19 protein-coding genes and 2 pseudogenes are annotated in these 26,720 nt (G+C 71.9%); 13 read left to right on the top strand and 8 right to left on the bottom strand.

The annotated features are described in order from the left end of the window. Positions 1-32 precede the first annotated feature (32 nt). The 8 genes and pseudogenes from ACIQ6Y_RS17020 (at position 33) to ACIQ6Y_RS16985 (ending at position 14,250) form a co-directional block, all read left to right on the top strand. On the top strand, positions 33-1,733 hold the full coding sequence (locus ACIQ6Y_RS17020; RefSeq protein WP_404038869.1) for a carbohydrate-binding module family 20 domain-containing protein: 1,701 nt from the start codon (positions 33-35) through the stop codon (positions 1,731-1,733). 208 nt (positions 1,734-1,941) lie between these two features. Beyond that, a pseudogene (locus ACIQ6Y_RS17015) lies at positions 1,942-5,067 on the top strand (alpha-amylase family glycosyl hydrolase); the annotation flags it as partial. A gap of 73 nt (positions 5,068-5,140) precedes the next feature. Beyond that, positions 5,141-8,254: pseudogene (locus ACIQ6Y_RS17010) on the top strand (alpha-amylase family glycosyl hydrolase); the annotation flags it as partial. Between the two features lie 268 nt (positions 8,255-8,522). Next, positions 8,523-9,200 carry a FadR/GntR family transcriptional regulator gene (locus tag ACIQ6Y_RS17005; RefSeq protein WP_404040081.1) on the top strand — a complete coding sequence of 226 codons (678 nt, stop codon included), beginning with the start codon at positions 8,523-8,525 and terminating at the stop codon, positions 9,198-9,200. Then, entirely contained in the window at positions 9,197-10,681 is a 1,485-nt protein-coding gene (locus ACIQ6Y_RS17000; protein WP_404038866.1) for an amino acid permease, read from the top strand. The genes ACIQ6Y_RS17005 and ACIQ6Y_RS17000 overlap by 4 nt, the downstream gene beginning before the upstream one ends. Before the next feature lie 44 nt (positions 10,682-10,725). Next, entirely contained in the window at positions 10,726-11,736 is a 1,011-nt protein-coding gene (locus ACIQ6Y_RS16995) for an asparaginase (RefSeq protein ID WP_404038863.1), read from the top strand. A 123-nt stretch (positions 11,737-11,859) separates the two neighbouring features. Continuing rightward, positions 11,860-13,272 carry an aspartate ammonia-lyase gene (gene aspA, locus ACIQ6Y_RS16990; protein WP_404038860.1) on the top strand — a complete coding sequence of 471 codons (1,413 nt, stop codon included), beginning with the start codon at positions 11,860-11,862 and terminating at the stop codon, positions 13,270-13,272. A gap of 36 nt (positions 13,273-13,308) precedes the next feature. Then, entirely contained in the window at positions 13,309-14,250 is a 942-nt protein-coding gene (locus ACIQ6Y_RS16985) for a glutaminase (RefSeq protein WP_404038857.1), read from the top strand. A gap of 266 nt (positions 14,251-14,516) precedes the next feature. Here the strand turns inward: ACIQ6Y_RS16985 and ACIQ6Y_RS16980 are convergent, their stop codons facing one another. Beyond that, positions 14,517-15,713, bottom strand: coding sequence for a D-alanyl-D-alanine carboxypeptidase family protein (locus ACIQ6Y_RS16980; RefSeq protein ID WP_404038854.1), 1,197 nt, complete (start codon positions 15,711-15,713; stop codon positions 14,517-14,519). A gap of 75 nt (positions 15,714-15,788) precedes the next feature. Then, positions 15,789-16,955: a transcription termination factor Rho gene (rho, locus tag ACIQ6Y_RS16975; RefSeq protein WP_404038851.1), complete on the bottom strand. Its 1,167-nt coding sequence runs from the start codon at positions 16,953-16,955 to the stop codon at positions 15,789-15,791. Positions 16,956-17,244: 289 nt separating this feature from the next. On the opposite strand from rho, the gene ACIQ6Y_RS16970 reads away from it, so the two are divergent. Continuing rightward, positions 17,245-18,486 (top strand): cytochrome P450, encoded by a 1,242-nt coding sequence (locus tag ACIQ6Y_RS16970; protein ID WP_404038848.1) that lies wholly within the window; start codon positions 17,245-17,247, stop codon positions 18,484-18,486. A 19-nt stretch (positions 18,487-18,505) separates the two neighbouring features. Continuing rightward, positions 18,506-19,267: a class I SAM-dependent methyltransferase gene (locus ACIQ6Y_RS16965; RefSeq protein ID WP_404038844.1), complete on the top strand. Its 762-nt coding sequence runs from the start codon at positions 18,506-18,508 to the stop codon at positions 19,265-19,267. Here ACIQ6Y_RS16965 and ACIQ6Y_RS16960 read toward each other — a convergent pair. The 5 genes from ACIQ6Y_RS16960 to ACIQ6Y_RS16940 all read right to left on the bottom strand — a co-directional run bounded on the left by ACIQ6Y_RS16960 (position 19,245) and on the right by ACIQ6Y_RS16940 (position 23,263). Further along, positions 19,245-19,988 (bottom strand): GntR family transcriptional regulator, encoded by a 744-nt coding sequence (locus tag ACIQ6Y_RS16960; protein WP_404038841.1) that lies wholly within the window; start codon positions 19,986-19,988, stop codon positions 19,245-19,247. The genes ACIQ6Y_RS16965 and ACIQ6Y_RS16960 overlap by 23 nt on opposite strands. 124 nt (positions 19,989-20,112) lie before the next feature. Continuing rightward, complete coding sequence (locus tag ACIQ6Y_RS16955; RefSeq protein ID WP_404038838.1) at positions 20,113-21,081, bottom strand: acetylxylan esterase; 969 nt, start codon at positions 21,079-21,081, stop codon at positions 20,113-20,115. 111 nt (positions 21,082-21,192) lie between these two features. Further along, complete coding sequence (locus ACIQ6Y_RS16950) at positions 21,193-21,777, bottom strand: hypothetical protein (RefSeq protein WP_404038835.1); 585 nt, start codon at positions 21,775-21,777, stop codon at positions 21,193-21,195. A gap of 129 nt (positions 21,778-21,906) precedes the next feature. Continuing rightward, positions 21,907-22,665: a ferredoxin reductase gene (locus tag ACIQ6Y_RS16945; protein ID WP_404038832.1), complete on the bottom strand. Its 759-nt coding sequence runs from the start codon at positions 22,663-22,665 to the stop codon at positions 21,907-21,909. After that, complete coding sequence (locus ACIQ6Y_RS16940) at positions 22,658-23,263, bottom strand: sulfite oxidase-like oxidoreductase (RefSeq protein ID WP_404038829.1); 606 nt, start codon at positions 23,261-23,263, stop codon at positions 22,658-22,660. Before ACIQ6Y_RS16940 ends, ACIQ6Y_RS16945 begins: the two co-directional genes overlap by 8 nt. 155 nt (positions 23,264-23,418) lie before the next feature. Between ACIQ6Y_RS16940 and ACIQ6Y_RS16935 the strand changes: the two genes are divergently transcribed. Next, positions 23,419-24,120 (top strand): GNAT family N-acetyltransferase, encoded by a 702-nt coding sequence (locus tag ACIQ6Y_RS16935; protein WP_404038826.1) that lies wholly within the window; start codon positions 23,419-23,421, stop codon positions 24,118-24,120. A 4-nt stretch (positions 24,121-24,124) separates the two neighbouring features. Here the strand turns inward: ACIQ6Y_RS16935 and ACIQ6Y_RS16930 are convergent, their stop codons facing one another. Beyond that, positions 24,125-24,583, bottom strand: coding sequence for a MarR family winged helix-turn-helix transcriptional regulator (locus ACIQ6Y_RS16930; RefSeq protein ID WP_404038823.1), 459 nt, complete (start codon positions 24,581-24,583; stop codon positions 24,125-24,127). Between the two features lie 92 nt (positions 24,584-24,675). Here ACIQ6Y_RS16930 and ACIQ6Y_RS16925 point away from each other — a divergent pair, with 92 nt between their 5' ends. Together ACIQ6Y_RS16925 and ACIQ6Y_RS16920 are read left to right on the top strand one after the other, a co-directional pair. Next, the gene (locus tag ACIQ6Y_RS16925; RefSeq protein ID WP_404038820.1) at positions 24,676-25,713 is read left to right on the top strand and encodes a hypothetical protein; all 1,038 of its coding nucleotides are present in this window, start codon (positions 24,676-24,678) and stop codon (positions 25,711-25,713) included. Positions 25,714-25,887: 174 nt separating this feature from the next. After that, positions 25,888-26,688, top strand: coding sequence for a putative protein N(5)-glutamine methyltransferase (locus ACIQ6Y_RS16920; RefSeq protein ID WP_404038817.1), 801 nt, complete (start codon positions 25,888-25,890; stop codon positions 26,686-26,688). Positions 26,689-26,720 lie beyond the last annotated feature (32 nt).

The following is a 26,720-nucleotide window of genomic DNA, read 5'->3' as shown; positions in this document are numbered from 1 at the left end:
TCGTGGATCAGTTCGTGGATCAGGGAGGAACCATGGCCAGCACAACCGTGGCCGCTGCACTCGCGCTTGTCGCGGGAGCCGCTGTGGCCGTCACGGTGCCGGGCACCGCTCAGGCGGCACCCCCCGGTGTCAAGGACGTCACCGCCGTGATGTTCGAATGGAAGTTCAGCTCGGTCGCCAAGGCGTGCACGGACCAACTCGGCCCGGACGGCTATGGATACGTCCAGGTGTCGCCGCCGCAGGAACGCATCCAGGGCGCCCCCTGGTGGACCGCCTACCAGCCCGTCAGCTACAAGATCGACACCAGGCTGGGCGACCGCGCCGCCTTCAAGGCGATGGTGGACACCTGCCACGCCGCCGGCGTCAAGGTCGTCGTCGACACGGTGATCAACCACATGGCGAACACCTCCGGAACGGGCTCCGGCGGCTCCAGCTTCTCCAAGTACAACTACCCGGGCACCTACTCCGCGTCCGACCTGGACGACTGCACCACCTCGGTCGGCAACTACCAGGACGCCTGGAACGTCCAGCACTGCGAGCTGGGCGGCCTGCCCGACCTGGACACCGGCGAGGAGTACGTCCGCAAGACGATCGCCGGATACATGAACGACCTGCTCTCCCTCGGGGTCGACGGCTTCCGCATCGACGCGGCCAAGCACATCGCCCCGGCGGACCTGAGCAACATCAAGGGCAGGCTGACCAACCCCGGCGTCTACTGGAAGCAGGAGACCATCGGCGCCACCGGTGAGGCCGTGCAGCCCGGCCAGTACACCGGCACCGGGGACGTCCAGGAGTTCGGCTACGCCCGGGACCTCAAGCGCGTCTTCAGCGGCGAGAAGCTGGCCTACCTGAAGAACTTCGGCACGGCCTGGGGCTACGGCCCCAGCGCCACCTCCTCCGTCTTCGTCGCCAACCACGACACCGAACGCACCGGCGCCTCCCTCAGCTACAAGGACGGCGCGAACTACACCCTCGCGCACGTCTTCATGCTGGCCTGGCCCTACGGCTCGCCGGACGTCCACTCCGGCTACGAGTTCACCGGCCACGACGACGGCCCGCCCAACAACGGCCAGGTCAACGCCTGTTTCACCGAGGGCTGGAAGTGCCAGCACGCCTGGCGCGAGATCGCCGGAATGGTCGGCTTCCGCAACACCGCCGGCACCGCCGCGGTCACCGACTGGTGGGACAACGGCGCCAACGCCATCGCCTTCGGCCGCGGCGACAAGGCCTTCGTCGCGATCAACCACGAGTCGTCGTCGCTGACCCGCACCTACCAGACGTCCCTGCCCGCAGGCACCTACTGCGATGTCCAGAGCGACAAGCCCGTCACCGTCGACGGCTCCGGCCGCTTCACGGCGACACTCGGCGCCCACAGCGCGCTCGCCCTGCACATCGGGGCGAAGGAGTGCGGCGACAGCGGCAATGAGAAACCCGTCGAGCCCGTCGGCGCGTCGTTCAACGTCAACGCGACCACTGCCTGGGGCCAGAACATCTACGTCACCGGCAACCAGGCTGCCCTCGGCAACTGGAACCCGGCGAACGCACTGAAGCTCGACCCGGCGAGCTACCCCGTGTGGAAGCTCGACCTCGACCTCCCTGCCGGAACCACCTTCGAGTACAAGTACGTCCGCAAGGACGCCTCCGGCAGCGTCACCTGGGAGAGCGGCGCCAACCGCACCGCCACCGTCCCGGCCGGCGGCAGGATCACGGTGAACGACACCTGGCGCAGCTGAGCCGGGCCCACCGCGGTCTCGCCCCCCACCGACACCCCCGCCCGTCGCCCTGCGGCGACGGGCGGGGTGACCACGCACCACCCACGCCGCCCGCGCCCGCGGGCGGCACGTCCCATGTGAGACCGTTCAGGAGAAAGGCCCCGTGACCTTAGCCCCGCCCCGGCGCCGGACCGCCGGGTATCTCGCCCTCGCGCTGGCCGTACCGGCGTTGACCGTCCTCGCGCCCACCGCGCCCTTGGCGTCGGCCGCCGTATCGGAATCGGCTGCCGTATCGGCGTCGGCCGCTGATTCGGAATCGGCCGCTGTACCGGAAGCGACCCTCGCGCCTGAGTCGGCCACCGCGCCCGAGCCGCCCGCCGACGCGGTGCTCGCGCGTGAACCGGCCCGCCCCGCCCCCTCCCGCGAGCAGTTCTATCTGCTGCTCCCCGACCGTTTCGCCAACGGCACCCCGGCCAACGACCGGGGCGGCCTGTCCGGCGACCGGTCGCACACCGGGTTCGACCCCACCGACAAGTACTACTTCCAGGGCGGCGACCTGAAGGGGGTCACCGACAGGCTCGACTACATCAAGGGCCTCGGCACGACCGCCCTGTGGATGGCGCCGGTGTTCAAGAACAAGCCGGTGCACACGGTGGGCCGCCACCAGTCGGCCAACTACCACGGATACGCGATCACCGACTTCACCCAGGTCGACCCGCACTTCGGCACCGACGCCGACCTGAGAGAACTGGTCGACCAGGCCCACGCCAAGGGCATGAAGGTGTTCTTCGACGTCATCACCAACCACACCGCAGACACCGTCGACTACGCCGAGAAGCAGTACGGCTACCGCTCCAAGGGCGCCTACCCCTACCTCGACACCGAGGGCCGTCCCTTCGACGACAGCAAGGGGATGCGCGAGGTCGACGCCGACAGCTTCCCCTACACCCCGCAGCCGCGCACCGGCGAGCACGACCGCATGGTCCCCGACTGGCTCAACGACCCGACCATGTACCACAACCGCGGCGACTCCACCTTCGCCGGCGAGAGTGCCCTGTACGGCGACTTCCTCGGCAACGACGACCTGTGGACCGAGCGCCCCGAAGTGGTCGAGGGCATGGCCCGGATCTACGAGAAGTGGGTCGACGACTTCGGTGTGGACGGCTTCCGCGTCGACACCGCCAAGAACGTCAACATGGAGTTCTGGACCGAGTGGGCCACCGCGCTGGACGCCTACGCGGCCCGGCAGGGACAGCCCGACTTCTTCGTCTTCGGCGAGGCCTTCTCGGCCGACCCCGTGGTGATGGCCCCCTATCTGGTCCAGGGCCGCCTCGACGGCACCCTCGACTTCCCGCTCCAGGCCGCATTCCGCAACTACGCCTCCCGAGGCGCCCCGGCCACGGACCTCTCCCACGTCCTCGCCCAGGACTACCGGTACACCACCGACAAGGCCAACGCCTACAACGAGGTCACCTTCCTCGGCAGCCACGACATGGGCCGCATCGGCAGCTTCATCGCCCAGGACAACCCGGGCGCCAGCGACACGGAACTGCTGAAGCGCGACCGTTTCGCGCACGAGCTGCTCTTCCTGTCCCGGGGCAACCCGGTGATCTACGCAGGCGACGAACAGGGCTTCACCGGCCCCAGCGGCGACGTCGACAGCCGCCAGACGATGTTCGCCTCACAGGTCCCGGACTACCTGGACGACGACCAGATCGGCACGGACCGCACCCACGCCTCGGACGCCTATGACACTGGGCATCCGCTGTACCGGTCGATCGCCTCTCTGTCACGGCTGACCAAGGCGCACCCGGCCCTGCGTGACGGCGTCCAGACCGAGCGCTACGCCGACCCCGGGCAGGGCGTGTACGCGTTCTCGCGCACGGACGCCCGGCAGCGCGTGGAGTACCTGGTCGCGGTCAACAATGCGGCCGAGCCGAGAACGGTGGAGCTCCAGACCGGTTCGGCGCGGACCAAGTTCAAGTCCCTGTACGGCAGTTCGGCGAGCGTCCGCAGTGACGCCGGCCGCAAGGTGCGAGTCACGGTCCCAGCCCTCTCGACGGTCGTACTGAAGGCGGACCGGCGCCTCCCCGCCCCGGCCGCCTCGCCCACGGTCACGCTCAAGGCCCCCGCCCCGGGCGCCACCGGCGACGTCGAGATCGACGCACAGGTGTCGGAAGGCCCCCTGAACCGCGTGGTGTTCGCCGCGCAGGTCGGCAACGCCCCCTGGCAGGTCCTGGGCTCCGCCGACCACGCCCCCTACCGCATCACGCAGCACCTCACGGACACGGTCCAGGCCGGAACACCCATGCGCTACAAGGCCGTTGTCGTCGACAGCCGCGGCCGCACGGGCAGCGCCCTCGCCGTCACCACCGCGGGACAGGCCCCCGTCCCCGAGAAGCCCACGGTGAAGCGGACCTACGGGGTCGTCCACTATCAGCGGGCCGACGGTGACTACGAGGGGCTCCGGCTGAGGACGGCGACGGGCACGACGGCCTCCTTCGACGGACGGGACGCCTACGGTGCCTTCGCCTGGATTCCGTCGACCGGCGGCCCGGTCCGTTTCACCGTGGAGAAGGACGGCGTCGCGGACGGGCCGGAGCGCTCGGTCGACTTCGCGGTGGCAGGCGAGGTGTGGACCAGCGAGGGCACCGACACGGTCCGCACCGACCGGCCCCAGCAGGCGCGGCCTCCGCAGGACATCACCAAGGCGGTCCTGCACTATCACCGGCCCGACGGCGACTACGACGGCTGGGGCCTGCACACATGGACCGGCTCGGAGAACCCGCCGGAGTGGAACGACCCCATCAGGCCCGTGCGCCGGGACTCCTTCGGCCTCGTCTTCGAGGTGCCGCTCAAGGAAGGCGCCGCCTCCCTCAGCTATGTCCTGCACAAGAGGGAGGAGAAGGACATCCCCGTCGACGAGGCCCTCGACTTCTCCCTGTACGGCCACGAGGTGTGGCGCGTCGCCGGCGACCCCGTCTACCTCGCCCCGTCCCTCAGCGGCGCCTTCGGCCTGGACCTCGACGCCTCGGCGGCCACCTGGCTCGGCGACGACACCGTCGTATGGGCGGGGGAGGGCACCGGTGTCGCGAGCCAGCAGCTCGTTTACGCGCCCGAGGGCGGGCTTGAGCTCGTGCGGGGCGCGCTGCGCGACGAGGGCCGATGGCTGCGGCTGGTGCCCGCGGAGCTGACGCAGGCGCAGAAGGAGGCGTATCCGCAGTTCGCGGACGCTTCCGTGTTCCGGGTGGACCCGCGCGACCGCGACCGGGTCCCCGAGGCGCTCAGGAGCGAGCTGATCGCCACACAGCGGGCCGACAGCGGTGCCCTCCTGGGCGCGACCGGCGTCCGCACCCCAGAGAACTGACCGGAAGGACCGAGTGGTGACTGCTTCACCCCGACATCTGACAGACCCCGACGACACCCCGATGCGGGCGCACGGGACCCGGCGAAGAGCCCTGCCCACGGCCGTGGTGGCCGTCGCCGCCGCGCTGCTCGCCGGTTCCGTGCACGCCGCCCAGCCCGCGACGGCGGGCCCCCGGCCGCAGGACCCGCCGTCGGACGCCCGCCTGGCCGCCGAGCCCGCCCGGCACGACCTCACCCGGGAGCAGGCCTACTTCCTGCTGCCCGACCGTTTCGCCAACGGCACCACGGCCAACGACCGGGGCGGCCTGTCCGGCGACCGCACCAGGACCGGCTACGACCCCACCGACAAGGGCTTCTACCAGGGCGGCGACCTGAAGGGGGTGATCGACAGGCTCGACTACATCAAGGGCCTCGGCACCACGGCCATCTGGCTGGCGCCCATCTTCAAGAACAAGCCCGTGCAGGGCGGCGGCGAGTCCGCCGGCTACCACGGCTACTGGATCACCGACTTCACCCAGGTCGACCCGCACTTCGGCACCAACGCCGACCTGGAGAGGCTCATCGACCAGGCCCACGCCAAGGGCATGAAGGTGTTCTTCGACGTCATCACCAACCACACCGCCGACACCGTCACCTACGCCGAGAAGACGTTCGGCTACCGCCCCAAGGGCGCCTACCCCTACCTCGACACCGAGGGCCGCCCCTTCGACGACAGCAAGGAGACGCGCGAGGTCGACGCGGACAGCTTCCCGTACACGCCCGTGATCACCGAGGGCGAGGAGACGACGAAGGTCCCTGCCTGGCTCAACGACCCGGCCATGTACCACAACCGGGGCGACTCCACCTTCGCGGGGGAGAGCGGCCTGTACGGCGACCACACCGGCCTCGACGACCTGTGGACCGAACGGCCCGAGGTCGTCCGGGGCATGGAGCGCATCTACCAGAAGTGGATCAGGGACTTCGACGTCGACGGCTTCCGTGTGGACACCGTCCGCAACGTCGACATGAACTTCTGGACCCAGTGGGCCACGGCGATCGACGCCTACGCCGCGAAGAAGGGCCGCGAGGACTTCTTCGTCTTCGGCGAGACGCTGTCCTCCGACCCGGCCGTCATCGCGCCCTACGTGACCCAGGGCCGCCTCGACGCCACGCTCGACTTCCCGCTGCAGAACACCGTCCGGGGCTACGCCTCCCAGGACAGGCCCGCCGCCACGCTGTCCGCCCTGTTCGCGCAGGACTACCGGTACACCACCGACAAGGCCAACGCCTACAACGAGGTCACCTTCCTCGGCAACCACGACATGGGCCGCATCGGCAGCTTCATCGCCCAGGACAACCCGGGCGCCAGCGACACGGAACTGCTGAAGCGCGACCGCTTCGCGCACGAGCTGCTGTTCCTGTCCCGGGGCAACCCGGTGATCTACGCCGGCGACGAGCAGGGCTTCACCGGTCCGGGCGGCGACAAGGGCGCACGCCAGACGATGTTCGCGTCCAAGGTTCCCGACTACCTGGACGACGACCAGATCGGCACGGACCGCACCCACGCCTCGGACGCCTACGACACTGGGCATCCGCTGTACCGGACGATCGCCTCTCTGTCACGGCTGACCAAGGCCCACCCTGCTCTGCGTAACGGGGTCCAGACCGAGCGCTACGCCGACCCCGGGCAGGGCGTGTACGCGTTCTCGCGCACCGATGCCCGGCAGCGCGTGGAGTACCTGGTCGCGGTCAACAACGCCGCTGAGTCCAGGACGGTGGAGCTGGAGACCGGTTCGGCGCGGACCAAGTTCAAGTCCCTGTACGGCAGTTCGGCGAGCGTTCGCAGTGACGCCGGCCGCAAGGTACGGGTGACCGTCCCGGCCCTCTCAGCGGTCGTACTGAAGGCGGACCGGCGCCTCCCCGCCCCGGCCGCCTCGCCCACGGTCACGCTCAAGGCCCCCGCTCCGGGCGCCACCGGAGACGTGGAGATCTCGGCCGAGGTGCCCGGAGACGCGCTGAACCGCGTGGTGTTCGCCGCACAGGTCGGCAACGCCCCCTGGCAGGTGCTGGGTTCGGCCGACCACGCGCCCTACCGTGTCACGCAGCACCTCCCGGACACCGTGCGGGCCGGAACGCCCTTGCGTTACAAGGCGGTTGTCGTCGACAGCCGCGGCCGCACGGGCAGCGCCCTCGCCGTCACGACCGCCGGACAGCCGCCGAAGCCGGCCCGGCCGCGTGCCGTGGAACGCGACTACGCAGTCGTGCATTACCGCCGCCCCGACGGCGACTACGACGGCTGGCAGCTGACGGCCGGCACGGCGACGACGGACTTCACAGGGCGGGACGCCTACGGCGCGTTCGCCTGGGTCGACCTCGACGAGGACGCCGCCGACGTGACGTACACCGTGCGGAAGAACGGCGTGGCCGACGGCCCTGCCCGCACCATCGAGCTGGCCAGGACCGGAGCCGTCTGGATCGAGCAGGGCAAGGACAGCCAGGCGGAGAGCGCGCCCGAGGGCACCTATCCGCCGCAGGACGCCCGCAAGGCGGTCATCCACTATCACCGGTCCGACGGCGCCTACGACGGCTGGGGCCTGCACGCCTGGACCGGCGCCGCCGCACCCACCGACTGGACCAAGCCACTGCTGCCGGTCGGCCGGGACTCCTACGGCGTCACGTTCGAGGTGCCCCTCGCGGAGAACGCGACCTCGCTCAGCTACATCGTCCACAAGGGCGACGAGAAGGACCTCGCGAGCGACCGGTCCCTGGACTTCGCCACGTACGGCAAGGAGGTCTGGCTCGTCGGCGGGGCGGACAGCTATCTGCTGCCCACCGTCGGCACCGCCCCTGATCTCGATCTGTCCAGGTCCGAGGCGCACTGGATCGGCGCGGACACCCTGGTGTGGGACGTGAAGGCCACCGCGGCGACGACGCAGCAGCTGGTCTACCCCGACCGGGGCACGCTCGGCATCGTGGACGGAGCCCTCTCCGACGAGGGCCGGTGGCTGCGGCTGAGGCCGGCCGAACTCACGGCCGCCCAGAAGGCCGCCCACCCGGACCTCGCCGGTCTGCCGGCCTTCACCGTCGACCCGCGCGACCGCGACCGGATCGCCGAGGCGCAGCGCGGTCAGCTCGTCGCGACCCAGCGCGTCGGCAACGGCGCCCTGCTCGCGGCCACCGGGGTGGACGTGCGCGGCTGAGGCCTGACGCCTGCCGAGGGTGCGGGAACGGCCTTCCGGTCGCTCCCGCACCCTCCCGGGGAACGGCCTTCCGGTCGCTCCCGCACCCTCCCGTGACCTGGCCTTTCGCCCCGCAACCGGTCGCAAGCCGCCTTACATGGCTCCTGCACCGCTGAAACTTTCCTTTCACCCGCCTTGACAGCAGCCTCGGCTCACCCGGAACATCTGTCCCGTGAACCTGTCAGACAGCCAGACAGGTGGAGCGGTCCCGCGGCGCGTCAGCGCCATGGAAGCGGTGCTGGCCCATCTGCGCGGTGCCATCGAGCGCGGTGAGTACGCCATAGGGGACAAGCTCCCCTCCGAGGCGGAGCTGTGCCGCACCCTCGAGGTCTCCCGGCCGGTCCTTCGCGAGGCGCTGCGCGCCCTGCAGACCATGGGCCTGACCAGGTCCCGAACCGGCAGCGGCACCTTCGTCGTGGCCAACGCCGTGGAGGACCCCACCTTCGGCGACTACGCGGCCAGCGACCTGCTGGAGGTGCGCCGCCATGTGGAGATCCCGGTCGCCGGGTACGCGGCCGTGCGCCGCACCCCGGAGAACCTCGACCACCTCGCGCACCTGATGGAGCGCATGGAGCGGGAGACCGACACCACCGCGTGGGTCGCGATGGACACCCTGTTCCACCTTGCCGTCGCCGAGGCCGCGCAGAACCCGGTCTTCCGCCGGGTCATCGAGGAGATCCGCGACGCACTGGCGCGTCAGTCGGCGTTCCTCAACGAGCTGGGCGGACGCCGCGAGCAGTCCAACCGCGAGCACCGCGCCATCGTCGAGGCGCTGGTCGACGGTTCCGAGCACGACGCGATCGAGGCCATGAGCCATCACCTGGACCGCGTCGAGACCACCCTCACCGACATCGTGCGCTCCCCTCGCACGAGCAGCCCCACGGAAGGCGGACCCGAGGCGTGAGCGAGCAGTCCCTGCACAACGACGTGCAGATGCAGAAACGTTCCGGCGAGCAGGACGAGCTTGCCGGAACCGGCGGACGTCACGGACATGTGGACGCCGGAGACGCCGGCTACAGCAAGTCCCTGAAGCACCGGCACGTCAACATGATCGCCATCGGCGGCGCCATAGGCACCGGCCTCTTCCTCGGCGCCGGCGGCCGCCTCGCCGACGCCGGACCCTCCCTCTTCATCGCCTACGCCGTCTGCGGCGTCTTCGCCTTCCTGGTCGTCCGCGCGCTCGGCGAGCTCGTCCTGTACCGCCCGTCCTCCGGCGCCTTCGTGTCGTACGCCCGTGAGTTCCTCGGCGAGAAGGGCGCGTACACCGCGGGCTGGATGTACTTCCTCAACTGGGCCACCACCGGGATCGCCGACATCACCGCGGTCGCGACGTACACGCACTACTGGGGCATGTTCTCCGACATCCCTCAATGGTTGATCGCATTGATCGCCCTCGCGATCGTGTTGACCGTCAACTTGATCTCGGTCAAGATCTTCGGCGAGCTGGAGTTCTGGTTCGCGATCGTCAAGGTCGGCGCGCTCGTCGTCTTCATGTGCATCGGCATCTTCCTGCTGGTCACCCAGCACCCCGTCGACGGCACCACCCCCGGCCCGTCCCTGATCACCGACAACGGCGGCATCTTCCCCAACGGCCTGCTGCCCATGCTGCTGATCGTCCAGGGCGTCGTCTTCGCCTACGCCTCCGTCGAGCTGGTCGGCGTCGCCGCCGGTGAGACCGAGAACCCCGAGAAGATCATGCCCAAGGCGATCAACTCGATCATGTGGCGCGTCGGCCTGTTCTACGTCGGCTCGGTCGTCCTGCTGTCGATGCTGCTGCCCTGGTCGTCGTACCGGGCGGAGGAGAGCCCCTTCGTCACCGTGCTCTCCAACGTCGGCATCCCCGCGGCCGGCGGCGTCATGAACCTCGTCGTCCTGACCGCGGCCATGTCCTCGCTCAACTCCGGCCTGTACTCCACCGGCCGCATCCTGCGCTCCATGGCCGTCCACGGCTCCGCCCCCAGGTTCACCGGCGTCATGAGCCGCAGCCAGGTCCCCTACGGCGGCATCCTGCTCACCAGCGGCATCTGCGTCCTCGGCGTCGGCCTCAACTTCGTCGTGCCCGAGGACGCCTTCGAGATCGTGCTCAACTTCGCCGCCCTCGGCATCCTCGCCACCTGGGGCATGATCATGGTCTGCCACCTCCTCTTCTGGCGGAAGACCGAGAAGGGCGAGCTGACCCGCCCCGGCTACCGGCTGCCGGGCTCCCCCTGGACCGAACTCGTGACGCTGGCCTTCCTCGCCTCCGTCCTGGTCCTCATGTACGCCGACGGCGGCGCGGGCCGCACCACCGTGCTGTGCCTGCCGCTGATCGTCGCCGCGCTGGTCACCGGGTGGTACGCCATCCGCGGCCGACTGAAGCGCACCTCCACCGGGGCCGACGCGTGACCCGCGCACCGGCCGACACCCGCCCACCAGTGATCCAGGCAGTCATGTACAGCAACGCCCTCGCGGACGCACCCGCGATCCGTGAACCCCTGCACGCCCCCGTCGCCCACCTCGTCCGCGGCGGCGTCGTCGAGGGCATCCACCACGGCTCCGTCGTCGTCCTCGGCGCCGACGGCCGGGTCGAGTTCCAGCTCGGCGACATCGAGGCCGCGTTCTACCCGCGCTCGGCCCTCAAGCCCGTCCAGGCCGTCGCCATGGTCCGGGCCGGGCTGCCGCTGGAGGGCGAGCTGCTGTCCCTCGCCGCGGCCAGCCACTCCGGCGAGGAACGGCACATCGCCGGGACCCTGCGCATCCTGGACATGGCCGGGCTGAGCGAGGGCGACCTGCGCAACACCCCGGACATGCCGTTCGGGCCCGAGGTCCGCGACAGCTGGATCCGCGACGGCCGCGGGCCCTCGCGGCTCGCCCAGAACTGCTCCGGCAAGCACGCGGCGATGCTCTACACCTGCCGCCTGAACGGCTGGTCCCTGGAGGACTACCTCGATCCCGGGCACCCCCTCCAGAAGGCCGTCGCCGAGATCGTCGAGGACCTCACCGGGCAGCGGATCGCCCGGGTCACCGTGGACGGCTGCGGGGCGCCCCTGTTCTCCGTCTCCCTGCACGGGCTCGCCCGGGCCGCGGCACGCATAGCCACCGCCGCGCCCGGCACGCCCGAGGCGCGGGTCGCCGACGCAATGCGTTCTCACCCGGAGATGGCGTCCGGCGCAGGGCGGGACGTGGCCGCGCTGATGCGGGCCGTTCCCGGACTGCTCGCCAAGGACGGGTTCGAGGGGGTTCAGGTCGCGGCGCTTCCCGACGGCCGGGCCGTCGCCGTGAAGATCGCCGACGGGGCGAACCGGGCGCGGATTCCGGTGGCCGCGGCGGCGTTGGCCCGTGCGGGCGTTGACCCCGAGCTGCTCGGGGCGTTCGCGGGGGAGGCGTTGCTGGGTGGGGGTGTGCCGGTGGGTTCTGTGCGGCCGGTGCGTGCGCTCGACCCTGTTGCTGTGACGTCCTGATCGCGGTTCGAAGGGGGACTGCGGGCCGTCTTCGGTCCACCGGCCGCTTGTGGCCGGTCGCGCAGTTCCCCGCGCCCCTGGGGACGCTCCCCGAAGCCTCATTCAGAAAGTAGAAGACACTTTATGACCGCCGTCGTCACCCGTAGCGAGCACGACCTCCTCGGGGACCGGGACGTTCCCGCCGAGGCCTACTGGGGCGTGCACACGCTGCGCGCCACCGAGAACTTTCCGATCACCGGGACGCCGATCTCCGCGTACCCGCACCTGATCGACGCCCTGGCCGCCGTCAAGGAGGCCGCCGCTCTCGCCAACGAGGAGCTCGGGCTGCTGGCTCCCGAGAAGGCGCGGGCGATCGTCGCCGCCTGCCAGGAGATCCGGGCCGGCAAGCTGCACGACCAGTTCGTCGTCGACGTCATCCAGGGCGGCGCCGGCACCTCGACGAACATGAACGCCAACGAGGTCATCGCCAACCGGGCGCTGGAGCTGCTCGGACACGCCAAGGGCGAGTACCGGTACCTGCACCCCAACGAGGACGTCAACCTCGGGCAGTCGACGAACGACGTCTACCCGACCGCCGTCAAGGTGGCGACGGTGTTCGCGGTGCGCGGGTTGCTCAAGGCGATGGCTGTACTGCAGGACTCGTTCGCCCGCAAGGCCGTCGAGTTCCGCAATGTGCTCAAGATGGGCCGTACACAGTTGCAGGACGCGGTCCCTATGACGCTCGGTCAAGAGTTCTCGGCCTATGCCGTCATGATTGACGAGGATCGCAACCGTCTTGACGAGGCCGTCGAGTTGATCCATGAGATCAACCTGGGCGCCACGGCCATCGGCACCGGCCTCAACGCCCCCGCCGGATACGCCGAGGCCGCCCGCCGTCACCTCTCCGCCATCACCGGCCTGCCGCTGGTCACCGCCGCGAACCTGGTCGAGGCCACCCAGGACTGCGGCGCGTTCGTGCAGATGTCCGGTGTGCTCAAGCGGATCGCGGTCAAGCTGTCGAAGAGCTGCAACGACCTGCGGCTGCTGTCCTCCGGCCCGCGCGCGGGTCTCGGCGAGATCAACCTGCCGCCCGTGCAGGCCGGTTCGTCGATCATGCCCGGCAAGGTCAACCCGGTCATCCCCGAGGTCGTCAACCAGGTCGCCTTCGAGGTGATCGGCAACGACGTGGCCATCACCATGGCCGCCGAGGCCGGCCAGCTCCAGCTGAACGCCTTCGAGCCGATCATCCTGCACTCCCTCTCCGAGAGCATCACGCACCTGCAGCGGGCCTGCGTGACCCTCGCCGAGCGCTGCGTGGACGGCATCACCGCCAACACCGAGGCGCTGCGCGCGAGTGTGGAGAACTCCATCGGCCTGGTCACCGCCCTCAACCCGCACATCGGCTACACCGCCGCCACCGACATCGCCAAGGAGGCCCTCGTCACCGGCCGCGGTGTCGCCGAACTCGTGCTGGAGAAGGGCCTGCTGCCCGCCGACAGGCTGGCCGCGCTGCTGCGGCCGGAGGTCGTCGCCGGCAACGGCTCGCCCCTCGCCTGAGCCGCGGATGCGCGCCAGGACCGGCCCGGAGGCACAATGGTGATCATGCCCGTCGCGTCATCGTCCCTGTTCTTCCAGCCGGTCCTGGAGCGGATCGCCGAGGAGATCGAGCACACCCCCGGCCGGGGCCGCCCCGCCGACTACATCCCGGCGCTCGCCGCCTGCGACCCGCGCCGCTTCGGCATGGCCGTCGCGGAGGTGGACGGCACGGTGTACGGCGTCGGCGACTGGCGCGAGCCGTTCTCCACGCAGTCCATCACCAAGGTCTTCACCCTCGCCCTGGACCTGGCCCGCGAGGGCGACGAGCTGTGGGAGCACGTGGGCCGCGAGCCGTCCGGCAACCCGTTCAACTCCCTGGTCCAGCTGGAGTACGAGAACGGCATCCCGCGCAACCCGTTCATCAACGCGGGCGCGCTCGTCGTCACCGACCGGCTGCACACCCGTAGCGGCGACGCGGCCGACGAACTGCGCGCCTTCCTGCGCGCCGAGAGCGGCAACACGGACCTCGACTTCGACCATGAGGTCGCCGCCTCCGAGTCCGCGCACGGCGACCGCAACGCCGCCCTCGCCCATTTCATGGCGTCGTACGGCAACATCGACAACCCCGTCCCGGAGCTGCTGGACCAGTACTTCCGCCAGTGCTCCCTGCGCGCCTCCTGCGCCGACCTCGCCCTGGCCACCGCCTTCCTCGCCCGCCACGGCGTCCGCGCCGACGGCACCCGCCTGCTCACCCGCAGCCAGGCCAAGCAGGTCAACGCCGTCATGCTCACCTGTGGCACGTACGATGCCGCGGGCGACTTCGCCTACCGGGTGGGTCTGCCCGGCAAGAGCGGGGTGGGCGGCGGCATCATCGCGGTGGTGCCGGGCCGCTGCACCATCTGTGTGTGGAGCCCGGGGCTCGACGAGAGAGGCAACTCGGTGGCAGGGGTGGCGGCCCTGGACAGATTCACCACCCTCACCGGCCTGTCGATCTTCTGAAGGCGGCCGGTCCCAGTAGGCCGGTCCCAGCGGCTGATCGGCACCGGGCTGCGCGACTGTCCCGCCAGCCGCCCCACACACCCTGCTCCCGGCGTTCGCCGTGCCGGACGGGGCCGGCCGGGCCCGGGGCGCGGCCGGCCTGTACGCGGTGCTGTGCACCAGCGTGGTGTGGCTCTGGACGGACGACGCGTCCGGCGGCGACGGCTTCCTCGGTGCCAACGCTTACGCCTGGATCGGCTCGGCCTGCTGCTGTGGCTGCCGGCCGGTCAGCCGCGTGCCGCCGAGCGGCGGTTCAGCAGCCGGATCACCCAGGCCGTCAGGGCCGCGCCGAGGACGGCGGCGCCCGTGATCGCCGGCCAGGCCGGTGCCCCGCCGCCGGACGGGGCGGGAGCGACCGCCGCCGCCACCGCCGCGGGCTTGGCCCGCGGGCCGGGGTGCGGCCGTGGCTTCAACGCGTCCAGCGAGCCGACCGGTTCGACGTGCCCGGCCGCCTCGAACCCCCAGTCGAGCAGTGAGCGCGCCTCCTCGTAGACGGTGAAGCCGCCGCCCGACTGCGGGTTCATCACGGTGACGACCAGGGTGCGCCCGCCCCGGCGGGCGGCGGCCACGAGCGTGTGACCGGCGTTGGTGGTGTAGCCGTTCTTCACCCCGATCAGCCCGGGATAGCGGTCCACTCCGTCGGCGCCGGTCAGCAGCCGGTTGGTGTTCTGGATGTCGTACGACCATCCGCCACCCCGGCCCGGGAACTTCGCCTCGGCCGTGCCGCAGTACCGGGCGAAGTCGGCGTTGCGCAGCCCCGCCCGGCCGAACACCGCGAGGTCGTAGGCGGACGACACCTGGCCCGGCGTGTCGTATCCGTCGGGCGAGAGCACCCGGGTGTCGCGGGCGCCCAGGGCGCGGGCCTTGTCCTGCATACGGGCGGCGGTGGTGCGCCAGCCGCCGCCCAGCGAGGCCAGCACGCGCACCGCGTCGTTGCCGGAGCTGAGGAACACGCCGCGCCACAGGTCGGCGATCCGGTAGGTGTGGTCCTCGGCCACGCCGACCAGGCTGCTGCCTGCCCCGATGCCTGCCAGCTCCTCCTCCCGGACCCGGTGCCGCAGGCCCGCGGGCAGGGCGGGCAGCACGGTGAGGGCGAACAGCGTCTTCAGGGTGCTCGCGGGCGGCAGCCTGCGGTGGGCGTCGTGCGCGGCCAGCACCGCGCCGCTGCCGGCGTCGGCCACCACCCAGGACAGGGCGGAGACGTCCGGCACCTCCGGTGCCCCGGAGCCCGGCCGCACCTGTGTGCCCGAGCGGTACAGCAGGGACGCCCGGGGCGCGGAGGACCGAGGCCCGACCGGAGCGCCGGGGTCCGTCCCGGCCGGGACGGCCGCCGCGACGGGGCCGAGCATGAGCAGGCTCGTGACGCACAACGCGCAGGCCGACACAGCCGACCGGGAGCTGAAAGAGGATGATCCGATCTTCATACAAGAAACCTAGGAACGCGCCCCCGCCACACCGTGCTGCCCTCGCCGTGCGACGCACGCGAGCACCCGGATGCCCTAAGCACTGGACCTGGTCGACGGTTCCTGGTCGGTGGGCAGCGTCGGCAGGACGCGGCGCAGGAACGTCGCGTTGTCGGGGGTCGCCCGCAGGCGCTCCAGGAGGGTCTCCAGGTGCGTGTGGCCGTCGCGGGTGGTGACGGCCCGGCGCAGGGCGCGCACAGCGGCCGTCTCGGCCGGGCCGAAGAGGAGTTCCTCACGGCGGGTGCCGGAGCGCTGGATGTCGACGGCGGGGAAGACCCGGCGGGAGGCGGGCTCACGGTCCAGCCGCAGCTCCATGTTGCCGGTGCTCTTCAGCTCCTCGAAGAAGAACTCGTCGGCGCGCGACCCGGTCTCCACCAGAGCCGTGGCGAGGATGGTCAGCGAACCGCCCTCCTCCGCCAGGCGCGCCGCGCCGAAGAACCGCTTGGGCCCCTGCAGCGCGGCCGCGTCGACACCGCCGCTGAGGGTGCGGCCCCCGGAGGCGGCCGCGTTGTTGTGCGCCCGGCACAGCCGGGTCAGCGAGTCGAGCAGGATGACGACGTCCTCGCCCGCCTCCACCAGCCGCTTGGCGCGCTCCACGACCAGCTCGGCCAGCGCGATGTGCTGCCGGGGCGTGCGGTCGAAGGTCGAGGCGTACACCTCGCCGCGCACCGAGCGCCGCATGTCGGTGACTTCCTCGGGGCGTTCGTCGAGCAGCACGACCATCAGCCGGCACTCGGGATGGTTGCCCGCGACTGCGGCCGCGATCTGCTGGAGCAGTACGGTCTTGCCCGTCTTGGGCGGCGCCACGAGCAGCCCGCGCTGCCCCTTGCCGACGGGCGCGAGCAGGTCGAGGATCCGGCCGGACAGTCCGGAGGCGGGGTGTTCCAGGCGCAGCCGCTCACGCGGGTGCAGCGGGGTGAGGTCGCCGAAGCGCGCCCGTCCGCTCAGCTCCTCGGGCGGACGGCCGTTGATCAGCCCGACCTCGGCGAGGGCCTGCCGGTCGCCGAGGAGACCCTCGACGACGTCGCCCTTGCGCAAGCCGTGACGCCGGATCAGGGCGGCCGGGACCTGGGGGTCGGCGGGTGTGGCGAGGCAGTCCAGGGGCCTCAGATGCCCCTTCCCGTTGCCGTCGACGTCCAGGACGCCTACGCAGAGCCGGGCCGGGGACTGCCGGACAGGAGGGTGTTCGATGGTGGTGGTCATGAGAGGCGGTCCTTTCGCGGACGGCGGCATGAGGCATGCGTGGGGAAGGGGAGAGGCGCTCGCCCGGAGGCGGCGAAGGAACGACACCTGGCGCACGGCAGGAAAAGCCCGGCAGGAAAAGCCCGGCAGGAAAAGCCCTGGTCACGAGGTGTGCTGGGAAACCGGATGCCGGTCCGTGCGGACGGGCTGGTCGGTGTACCGAGAAGAAACTGGCACCCGCGCCCCGGACGGGGCGTACACAAGTGCTGCCTGCACCGTACCATGCGCTCACTCGAAAAGGAGTTCGCCGGTGACTGTCTCGCCCGTCACACCTCATCGCCTCGACCCCGCCGGGGGCTGCCCGCACGCGGACAACGCCCGGCTCCTCGCCCACGGCGCCCTCGCGACGGTCGAACTGCCCGGCGGGATCGAGGGCGTGGCCGTCCTCGGGCACGAGGCGCTGAAGGAGTTCCTCGCCCACCCCGAAGTCGCCAAGGACGCAAGGCACTTCACCGCCCTCACCGAGGGCCGCATACCCGAGGGCTGGCCGCTCGCCACCTTCGCCACCGTGCGTGGCATGACCACCGCCGACGGCGACGACCACCGCCGGCTGCGCTCCCTGGTCAGCCGCGCGTTCACCGCCCGGCGCGTGACGGAACTGCGGCCTCGCGTCGAGGAGTTGACCGAGACCCTGCTCGACGACCTGGCGGACGCGGCCGCCGACGGCGGGGGAGTGGCCGATCTGCGCCGTCACTTCGCGCTGCCGCTGCCGATGGGCGTGATCAGCGAACTTCTGGGCGTCGCACCGGAGTTTCGCGACCGGCTGCACCGGCTGTCCAGCCAGGTGGTCGCCACCGACATCGCCCCCGAACAGGCCGTCGCCGCCAACCGTGAGCTCGTCGCCGTCCTCGCCGCGATCGCCGCGGCCAAGGCCCAGTCGCCATGCGACGATCTGACCAGCGCCCTGATCGCCGCCCGCGAGGAGGACGGAGACCGGCTCTCGCAGGAGGAGCTGATCGGCACCCTCGTGCTGATGATCATCGCCGGGCACGAGACCACCCTGAACCTGATCACCAACGCCGTACGCGCCCTGTGCGGCCACCGCGACCAGCTCGGCCTGGTCCGCGAGGGCGAGGCGGACTGGGCCGACGTCGTCGAGGAGACCCTGCGCTGGGACGCCCCCGTCAGCTACTTCCCGTTCCGCTACCCGGTCCGTGATCTCGCCGTCGGCGGTACGGTCGTCCCGCGCGGCACGCCCGTCCTCGCGGGCTACTCCGCGGCCGGCCGGGACGCCTCCGTGCACGGCCCGGACGCCGACCGCTTCGACGTCACCCGGCCCCGCCGCCCCGACGCCGTACGGCATCTCTCGCTCGGGCACGGCGCCCACTACTGCCTGGGTGCCCCACTGGCCCGGCTGGAGGCGGGCATCGCGCTGGAGCGGCTGTTCACCCGCTTCCCCGACCTGGACCTCGCGGTCCCGGAGAGCGACCTCACCCGCCACTCCAGCTTCGTGGGCAACAGCGTGCGGGCCCTCCCGGTGCGGCTGGGATGACCGGTCTACGCTGACGGGGATGTTCAGTCCCGAAGGCCCCACCTTCCGCGAACTCGCCGTACAGGCCCTGTCGTCCGTCGAGCGCGGCTACGACCTGCTCGCGCCGAAGTTCGACCACACCCCCTTCCGCACACCGGACTCGGTGCTGCGGTCGGTCGCGACCGCGCTGCGCCGCGAGGGCGGCTACGACGACGGGCTCGATCTGTGCTGCGGCACGGGTGCCGGGACGGGCGCGCTGGCCGGAGTGTGCCGGCGCAGTGTCACCGGGGTCGACTTCAGTGCCGGGATGCTCGACGTGGCCCGGCGCCGGGTGCGGGCGGCCGGGCCACGGCTCGCCTGGGTGCGGGCCGACGCGCGAGCCCTGCCGTTCGGGCGCGCCTTCGACCTGGTGGTGAGCTTCGGCGCGTTCGGGCACTTCCTGCCCCGTGAGCTGCCCGGACTGTTCGCCGAGGTGCACGCCGTGCTGCGGCCCGGCGGATGCTTCGCCTTCCCGGTCGTCGCGCCGCCCCGCCCGGGCACACGCGCGTACTGGATGCTGCTCGGCTTCGACGCCGTGATGCGGGTGCGCAATGCGCTGTGGCGGCCTCCGTTCGTGATGTACTACCGCACCTTCCGGCTCGGAGACGTCACCCGCGAGCTCGAACGGGCCGGTTTCCGGGTCGAGTTGACCGACCTGCTCGAGTTCGGGCGGCGCCACGACGGCAGCCCCCGCGTCCGGCTGGTGCTGGCCCGGCGCGAACCGGACGGCGCGCCCCGGGTCAGCCCGCCGCCGGCACCGTGAACTCGTAGACCAGCGCGTCCTGTTGGGCGTCCACCACCAGGTCGGTGATCTCCAGCGGCCGCGCGTACTGGTCGTGCACCAGCCGGGTCACCCGGACCGACGGCGTGTCCGGGAGCGGGGTGATGCTGTCGCGGTGGTGCAGGGTCAGTCCCGCCCGGCGCATCCAGTCGTAGGCGCGCCGCAGTTGGGCGGCGCAGGTGCCGTCCGCGCGGTAGCGGTAGCGGGCCAGCTCCTCGACCTCGGCGAGCGCCACGGCCGAGAAGGAGGTCACCGCGGTGCGCCGGCCGTGTCCGCCGCTGCCCGCGGACTCGTAGCGGTGGACCAGGGTCGGCCGGTGCGGGGCGAGTCCGAGGGCCTCGGCGTGCGCCGGCGGAGGCGCCTCCCAGGTGACGGTGGCCCGGTCGGCGGCGCCCGGCCCGCCGGGGTCGCGGGAGCCGACCGGGAAGGCCAGCGCGGAGGGCGGCTCGACCGGCGCGGCGGGCAGGGTGGCGTGGCTGCCGCGCCGGTCGGTGGCGACGTGCCCGTCGCGCCGCAGCAGCTCCAGCGCCTGCCGTACCGTCTCCCGGCTGACGCCGAAGTGCTCGGCCAACTGCCGTTCGCCCGGCAGTCGTTCGCCGGGCGGGACCGTGCCGTCGCGCAGCTCGCCGAGCAGCTCCGTCGCGATGCGCTGGTAGAGCGGTTCCCCTGCGGGAGGAGAGTCGTGCGGGGTGGTGCGGGCCATGCCGCGCCTCCTGTGGTGACGTACCGTAGCCGTGCGGGCTCATTGTGCCACCAGATCTAGCATTGGTCTAAACCACCAGGGAAGGGCGGCCCGCCGGTTCGGCCGAAACCGTATGGTCGCGCTCTCAGGCGTACGACCGCAGCCAGCGCAGCTTGGCCGCCTCGTGGAAGGGTCCGCCGCCCTCGTGGTCGTTGAAGTCGTAGACCTCGATGGCCTTGTCGTCCGCGCCCCAGGCGTTGAACGCGGCGAACACCGTCGACGGCGGGCACGTCTGGTCCTCCAGCGCCACCGAGAACAGCGCGGGCGCCCGGCCGCGCGCGGCGAAGTGCACCCCGTCGAAGTAGGACAGCGTGCGCAGCGCGTCCTCGGTGCGGCCGCGGTGCGTCTTGAGGTACAGGCCGATCTCACGGTAGGGGTGACGGTCCGTCAGTGTCGTCGCGCGGGGGAAGTCGCACAGGAACGGCACGTCCGGCGCCACCGCCACCAGGTCGGGCACCAGACCGCCAACCGCGATGGAGATGCCGCCGCCCTGGCTGGCGCCGAGCGCCACGGTCCGCGAGGCGTCCGTCAGCGGGTGCGAACGGGCCGCCTCCACCGCGCGCACGGCATCGGTGAACACCCGCCGGTAGTAGTAGTTCTCGGGGGCGTCGAGGCCCCGGGTCATGAAGCCGGGGTACTGGGGCGCCCCGCCCACCGGGTCGGCCGTGCCACCGCCGCCGCCCCAGGCGCTGCCCTGGCCGCGGGTGTCCATCACGAAGTGCGCCCGGCCGCTGGCCGCCCACAGCAGGTTCTCGTGGGGCAGCCCGCGCCCGCCGCCGTAGCCGACGAACTCCACGACCAGCGGCAGCGGTTCCTCGGTCGCCGCGGGCAGCCGCAGCCAGCCCTTCACCGGGTGGCCGCCGAACCCGGCGAACGTCACGTCGTACACCCGCACCGCCGACAGGCCGGTGTCGACCGGCTCGAACGTCGCGTCCAGGTCGAACTCACGCGTCTCCTGAAGGGTCTTGGCCCAGAACGCGTCGAAGTCCTCGGGCGCCACAGAGGTGCTCCGGTACTCGTGGAGCTCGTCGAGAGGAAGGTCGAACAAGGCCATGCGGGACCGCCCTAGCTAGGAGTCGATGATCGATCACACCGTACGTGGGAGCGTGCACAGCCGCCAGAGCCTGTCCGACGGGCGGGCTTTCGACGCTGCCGCCCCCGCGGTTCACGCCCGGCGCCGGGTCCACTGCGGCTCGGTGCGCGCCCAGTCCCGCTCCCACTCGGCCAGCCGGTGCCGCTCCGCCGAGCGGCGTACGACGGAATGGCCGAGCAGCACCACGGACGCCGCGCCCGCCGTGCCGCAGATGCCGAGCGCGAGGGAGTGCTGCCACACCACGGAGTCGTCCGGCGGCGGCGGGACGGCCCGGCCGCGGGAGTCCAGCCACAGATCGACCACGTCGCCGCGGCGGGCCTCGGCCGGGATCGCGGCCCTGCCGGTGTGCGCCGAGCCGTCCTCGTCGGTCCAGCGCACCATGACCCGCTGGGTGACCGGACGGCCGCCCTGCACCGACGGCACCGCCGCCCGGGCCTCGCCGAGGACCTCGGCCCGTACGGTGTGCCGGTCCGCCCGCAGCGCGTCCGCGTGGGCGCTCGCGTCGCTGTACGCCCACCAGCCCGCCGCGAAGCCCACCAGGGGAGAGCCGATCAGCAGCAGCACGGCGACGGCCAGCACGGTCCAAGCTTCGACGACGTCCGAGCGGCGGCGCAGTTCGTTCGGCCGCCATCGCCAGTCGCACCGCCCGCTACGCATGCCGACCTCCTCGCCGGGGACGCGGAGTGCCCTCACCCCACGCGTACCCCGAACGGCCCGCGTCGTTCACCGCGAGGGGGGAACGACGCAGGAGGTCGGCCGGAAACGGCCGGTCGGACCGGCCGCGGCTCAGCCGAAGCGTTCGATGCGGATGCGGTCCACCGGCTGACCGGCCGCGACCAGCAGCCGCGAGGCGTGCTCGGCGAAGGAGTTCGAGCCGCAGACGTACGCCTCCCAGCCGCCGGCGGGCGCATCGGCCAGGAACCCCGCCAGATGGTCACCGGTCAGCCGCCCCACCGGCACGCCCTCGGGAGCGCTGCGGGTGAACACGGGCAGCGTCTCGGCGCCGTACTCACGCGCGTAGATGAGGTCCTCGGGGCTGCGCGCCGACACCACGAGCCGCAGCGGCACGTCGAGCGCCTGCGCCCGGTGGTGGCGGAGCATCGACATCAGCGGTACGACACCCGAGCCGGCGCCGATCAGCAGCGCGGGCCGGTCGCCCGGCCAGGCGAAGAACCCGCTGTGCGGGCCGCGCACCTCGACGGTGTCGCCGGGGCGGGCCTCGGTGTGGAACCAGCCCGAGACCTCGCCGCCCACGACGTGGTCGAGGGTCAGCTCGACATGGCCGCTGCCGTCCGGCGCGGAGGCGAGGGAGTAGTGGCGCTGCGCGGTGTAGCCGTCCGGCGCGGTCAGCCGCAGTTGCAGATGCTGGCCGGGCACATGGCCGGCCCAGGCAGGCACCGCGAAGCGGAAGGTCGCCACGCGCGGGGTCTCGCGACGGATCTCGGTGAGCGTGGCGGTCTGCCAGGCGGTGGCCACGTCCGTGGGCACGGAGATCCGGCCGGGGATCGCGAACCGGGTCAGGGGCGCGTAGGTCGTGTCAGTCACCGGAGAACCTCTGCTCCTCCCAGGGGTTGCCGCGCTGGTGGTAGCCGTTCTGCTCCCAGAAGCCCGGCTCGTCGTGGTCGAGCAGGCGCAGGCCCGCGATCCACTTGGCGCTCTTCCAGAAGTACAGGTGCGGCACCAGCAGCCGGGCCGGGCCGCCGTGCTCGGGCGCCAGCGGCTGCCCGTCGAACTCCCAGGCGATCCACGCCTTGCCGCCGGTCACGTCCGCGAGCGGCAGGTTGGTGGTGTAGCCGGTGTGCGCGTACGCCACGACATGGGTCGCGGACGGCAGCGGTCCGGCCGCCTCCAGGAAGGCGTCCAGCGACACCCCGCCGAAGCGCACACCGAACTTGGACCAGCTGGTCACGCAGTGTATGTCGCCCTCGTAGACCGAGCCGGGCAGCGCGTGCGCCGCGTCCCAGTCCCAGGTCCGCGGCCGCTCCACCAGGCCGTCGATCCGGAAGGTCCAGTCCGCGGGCGCGAGGTCGGGGGTGACCTCGGCGGACAGGACGGGCCAGTCGTCGCCCGCGTCGTACTGGCCGGGCGGCAGCCCGGGGTTGTCGACGCGTGGCCGCCCGGAGAAGCCTCGGGTGACGTTCATGGAGGTGGTGCCTGCCTACGGGAGACGCGTGCGGGTTGCTTACACATTCAACCGTACGGGGTGTGCGGGGCCGTCCCCGCCCTCGGCCGTTAAGGCCGTATGAACTCTCCTGAACTGCGGGAATAGTGATCCCCGGACGCGAGATTGTGGTGACCATGACCGCACACGTCCTGGACAACCCGGCCCTCGCCTCCCTCACCGGCCCGCACGCCCGCTTCGCCGAACAGCGCGGCCGTGTCCTGCGCTACCCGCGGGACGTCTCGCCCTGGCTGGCCCTGCCCGACGACCCCGACGCCCAGGACTGGGCGGACCTGGCGGCGCTCGCGGGGCCCGGCGTGGAGGTGCCGCTGGCCGGTTTCGTGGGCCGGGTGCCGGCCGACTGGGAGATCACCTTCCAGGCGGAGGGTGTCCAGCTGGTCGACGACGGGGTGGCCGCGGCGCCCGACCCGGAGGCCGTCGTCCTGGGCCCGGCCGACGTCCCCGAGATGCTCGACCTGGTCGAGCGCACCCGGCCGGGCCCGTTCCTGCCCCGCACCGTCGAGATGGGCACCTACCTGGGCATACGCCGCGACGGCGCCCTGGTCGCCATGGCCGGCGAACGTCTGCACCCGCCGGGCTGGACCGAGATCAGCGCCGTCTGCACCGACCCGGCCGCCCGCGGCGAAGGGCTCGCCACCCGCCTGGTCCTCGCCGTCGCCCACGGCATCCGCGCCCGCGGCGAAACCCCGTTCCTGCACGCCGGCGCCCGCAACACCGACGCCATCCGGCTGTACGAGTCCCTCGGCTTCCGCCTGCGCCGCCACACGCTGTTCTTCGCGGCGCGCACCCCGCAGGAGCAGGCCGTGGGGGTGGCCTGATCAGTCAGTCGGACCCGGGTGGCGGCCACGCGTTGTAGCGGACCAGGAAGTCCGCGAACCGCTCCAGGTCGGCCTCGGGCCACTGAGCGAGGCGCTCCCGGAACGCGGCCCGGCGGCTCTCCGTGACGCGGTCCAGGATCGTGCGGCCGGCGTCCGTGAGGTGGAGGAGCTGGACGCGGTGGTCGTCCGGGTCGACGCGGCGCTCGATGAGGGCGGCGTGCTCCAGGGCGGCGACCTGGCGGCTGACCGTGGACTTGTCCAGGGCGTAGTGCGCGGCGAGGTCGGTGGCACGGCAGCCGCCGACCTCCTCCAGGTGGCCGAGGAGGGTGTACGCGACCAGGGACAGCTCCGGGTGCATGCGCCCGGCCGCCGCCCGGGCGCGCCGGGCGAAGCGGGTCATCTCGCGCTGGATCGTCTCCACGGCGGTCGTCCGGGCTGTCACCGGGTGTCTCCCTCGTCTCATCTGCCCCCGCGCCGGCTCCACCGCGCGGATGTAGTTGTATAGTACAACTTGAAGTGAGAGTTGTATAAGCCAACTATTTGGAGGTCGCCCGCATGAGGTCGCCGGCGCTGCGTCATGTGCTCACGCACCTGATCACCCCGCTCCTGATGTGCATCGGCATGGGGCTCGCCTACATGGGGGCCTTCGTGACCCCGGAGCCGCACCATCTGCCCGTGGCCGTCGTCGGCTCGGGCGCCGAGGCCAAGACGTTCGCGCAGACCGTGAAGGACCGCGCGGGCGACAAGCTCGACGTACGGACCGTCCCGGATCGCGCCGCGGCGGTCGGTCTGCTGAAGTCCCGCGACCTCACCGGCGCCTATCTGCCGGACCCGAAGGCGCCCGAGCTGATCGTCGCCACCGCCTCCTCCGACATGGGCGCCCTCGCCGTCGAGAAGGTCTTCACGCCCGTCGCCGCGGGGCAGGGCCTCCCGCTGAAGGTCACCGACGTGGCCACACCCGTCGACGACGACCCCAGCGGCCAGGGCCTGTTCTTCCTGATGATCGCCGTCAGCATCGGCTCGTACGCCTCCGTCGCCGTCCTCGGCGCGGCGGGCGGCACCCTGCCGATGCGCGTCCGGGCCCTGCTCACCGTCGGCGTCTCCGCCGTCGTCAGCGGCATCGGCGCCCTGCTCGCCGGCCCCGTCTTCCACCTCGCCCACCACGACCTGGCCGGCGTGTGGGCCATGGCCTGGCTCTACTCGGCCGGCATCCTCTTCATCGGCGTCGGCCTGCACACCTTCCTCAAGCGCTGGACGACCCTCGCGATGATGGTCCTGTTCGTGATGCTCAACTTCACCAGTTCCGGCGGGTTGTTCCGGCCCGAGCTGCAGAACGGCTTCTTCGGCAGCCTGCACGCCTTCTGGAACGGCGCCGGGTTCGTCGAGGGCCTGCGCGGCCTGCTGTACTTCGGCAACGAGGGCCTCGCCCGCAGCGTCTGGACCCTGGCCGCCTGGCTGGCCGCCGGTCTGGCGCTGACCGCCGTCGCCGCCCGCCACGAGCGCTCCACGCAGACCGCGGCAGTGGAGCCGACGGCCACGCAGCACACCGTGGAGGAGGTCGAGGAAGAGGTCGAGGAGGCCGTGGGCGTGTGATCACCAGGGTGTAGGGTGAACCCGGCCGTGGACGTTCCCGGCCGGGTGAGACCGAGGAGGTGAGACCCATTACCGCTGTTCAGGTCGGGTGCTCTCACCTCAACCCGCCGCGGGCCACCGTCACCCGGTGACCCCGAGAGCGCCCTTCGGCTCGTCGAAAGGCTCTCGGCTTCCATGCCTTCCTCACGTTCCCTGTACGACCCCTCGTCCCGCTCCTCGTTGGTCTCCGCGCTGCGCGCGGCCGGCTGTGTCTTCGCCGAGGACGAGGCGGAGCTGATCCTCGCCGCCGCGCGCACCCCGCAGGAGGCCGCCGCCATGGCGGACCGGCGCGTGGCCGGACTTCCCCTCGAACTCGTCCTCGGCTGGGCCGAGTTCGCGGGCCTGCGGATCACCGTCGCGCCCGGCGTGTTCGTGCCGCGCCGGCGCACCGAGTTCCTGGTGCGACAAGCCCTCGCCGAAGTCCCGGACGCCCGGCTCGTGGTGGACCTGTGCTGCGGCTCGGGTGCGCTCGGCGCCGCCCTGGCCGCCGCCCTCGGCCCGGTCGAACTGCACGCCGCCGACATCGACCCGGCCGCGGTGGCCTGCGCCCGCACCAACACCGCCGCCGCGGGCGGCCGCGTCCACGAGGGCGACCTCTTCGAGGCGCTGCCCGCCGAACTGCGCGGCCGCATCGACATCCTGGCGGCCAACGTGCCCTACGTCCCCACCGGCGAGGTCGGCCTGCTGCCCGCCGAGGCCCGCGACCACGAACCCCTCGTCGCCCTTGACGGCGGCACCGACGGCCTCGACGTCCTGCGCCGCGTCGCCACCGAGGCACCCCAATGGCTGGCCCCCGGCGGGCGGTTGCTGGTCGAGACCAGCGAACACCAGGCGCCTGCGGCCATCGAGGCCTTCACCGCCGCCGGGCTCACCACCCGCCTGGCCGTCGACGAGGACCTCTACGCCCGGGTGGTCATCGGCACGCGCACGGGCTGAGCCCGCACTTCACCGACAGGCCCCGCTCGGCG

Source organism: Streptomyces sp. NPDC096205, assembly GCF_044763135.1.
Classification (GTDB): Bacteria; Actinomycetota; Actinomycetes; order Streptomycetales; family Streptomycetaceae; genus Streptomyces.
Note: the sequence above shows the minus strand (reverse complement) of the source record. Positions and strands in the feature narration are given on the sequence as shown.

What these genes read in the sequence shown, in the direction of transcription:
- ACIQ6Y_RS16930 (WP_404038823.1), bottom strand. Translation starts at nt 24,583, where the DNA reads ATGAGACGAGGGAGACACCCGGTGACAGCCCGGACGACCGCCGTGGAG.
- ACIQ6Y_RS17020 (WP_404038869.1), top strand. Translation starts at nt 33, where the DNA reads ATGGCCAGCACAACCGTGGCCGCTGCACTCGCGCTTGTCGCGGGAGCC.
- ACIQ6Y_RS16960 (WP_404038841.1), bottom strand. Translation starts at nt 19,988, where the DNA reads ATGGCCCGCACCACCCCGCACGACTCTCCTCCCGCAGGGGAACCGCTC.
- rho (WP_404038851.1), bottom strand. Translation starts at nt 16,955, where the DNA reads ATGACCACCACCATCGAACACCCTCCTGTCCGGCAGTCCCCGGCCCGG.
- ACIQ6Y_RS16980 (WP_404038854.1), bottom strand. Translation starts at nt 15,713, where the DNA reads ATGAAGATCGGATCATCCTCTTTCAGCTCCCGGTCGGCTGTGTCGGCC.
- ACIQ6Y_RS16935 (WP_404038826.1), top strand. Translation starts at nt 23,419, where the DNA reads ATGACCGCACACGTCCTGGACAACCCGGCCCTCGCCTCCCTCACCGGC.
- ACIQ6Y_RS16940 (WP_404038829.1), bottom strand. Translation starts at nt 23,263, where the DNA reads ATGAACGTCACCCGAGGCTTCTCCGGGCGGCCACGCGTCGACAACCCC.
- ACIQ6Y_RS16965 (WP_404038844.1), top strand. Translation starts at nt 18,506, where the DNA reads ATGTTCAGTCCCGAAGGCCCCACCTTCCGCGAACTCGCCGTACAGGCC.
- ACIQ6Y_RS16955 (WP_404038838.1), bottom strand. Translation starts at nt 21,081, where the DNA reads ATGGCCTTGTTCGACCTTCCTCTCGACGAGCTCCACGAGTACCGGAGC.
- aspA (WP_404038860.1), top strand. Translation starts at nt 11,860, where the DNA reads ATGACCGCCGTCGTCACCCGTAGCGAGCACGACCTCCTCGGGGACCGG.
- ACIQ6Y_RS16950 (WP_404038835.1), bottom strand. Translation starts at nt 21,777, where the DNA reads ATGCGTAGCGGGCGGTGCGACTGGCGATGGCGGCCGAACGAACTGCGC.
- ACIQ6Y_RS16925 (WP_404038820.1), top strand. Translation starts at nt 24,676, where the DNA reads ATGAGGTCGCCGGCGCTGCGTCATGTGCTCACGCACCTGATCACCCCG.
- ACIQ6Y_RS16985 (WP_404038857.1), top strand. Translation starts at nt 13,309, where the DNA reads ATGGTGATCATGCCCGTCGCGTCATCGTCCCTGTTCTTCCAGCCGGTC.
- ACIQ6Y_RS16995 (WP_404038863.1), top strand. Translation starts at nt 10,726, where the DNA reads ATGTACAGCAACGCCCTCGCGGACGCACCCGCGATCCGTGAACCCCTG.
- ACIQ6Y_RS16920 (WP_404038817.1), top strand. Translation starts at nt 25,888, where the DNA reads ATGCCTTCCTCACGTTCCCTGTACGACCCCTCGTCCCGCTCCTCGTTG.
- ACIQ6Y_RS17005 (WP_404040081.1), top strand. Translation starts at nt 8,523, where the DNA reads ATGGAAGCGGTGCTGGCCCATCTGCGCGGTGCCATCGAGCGCGGTGAG.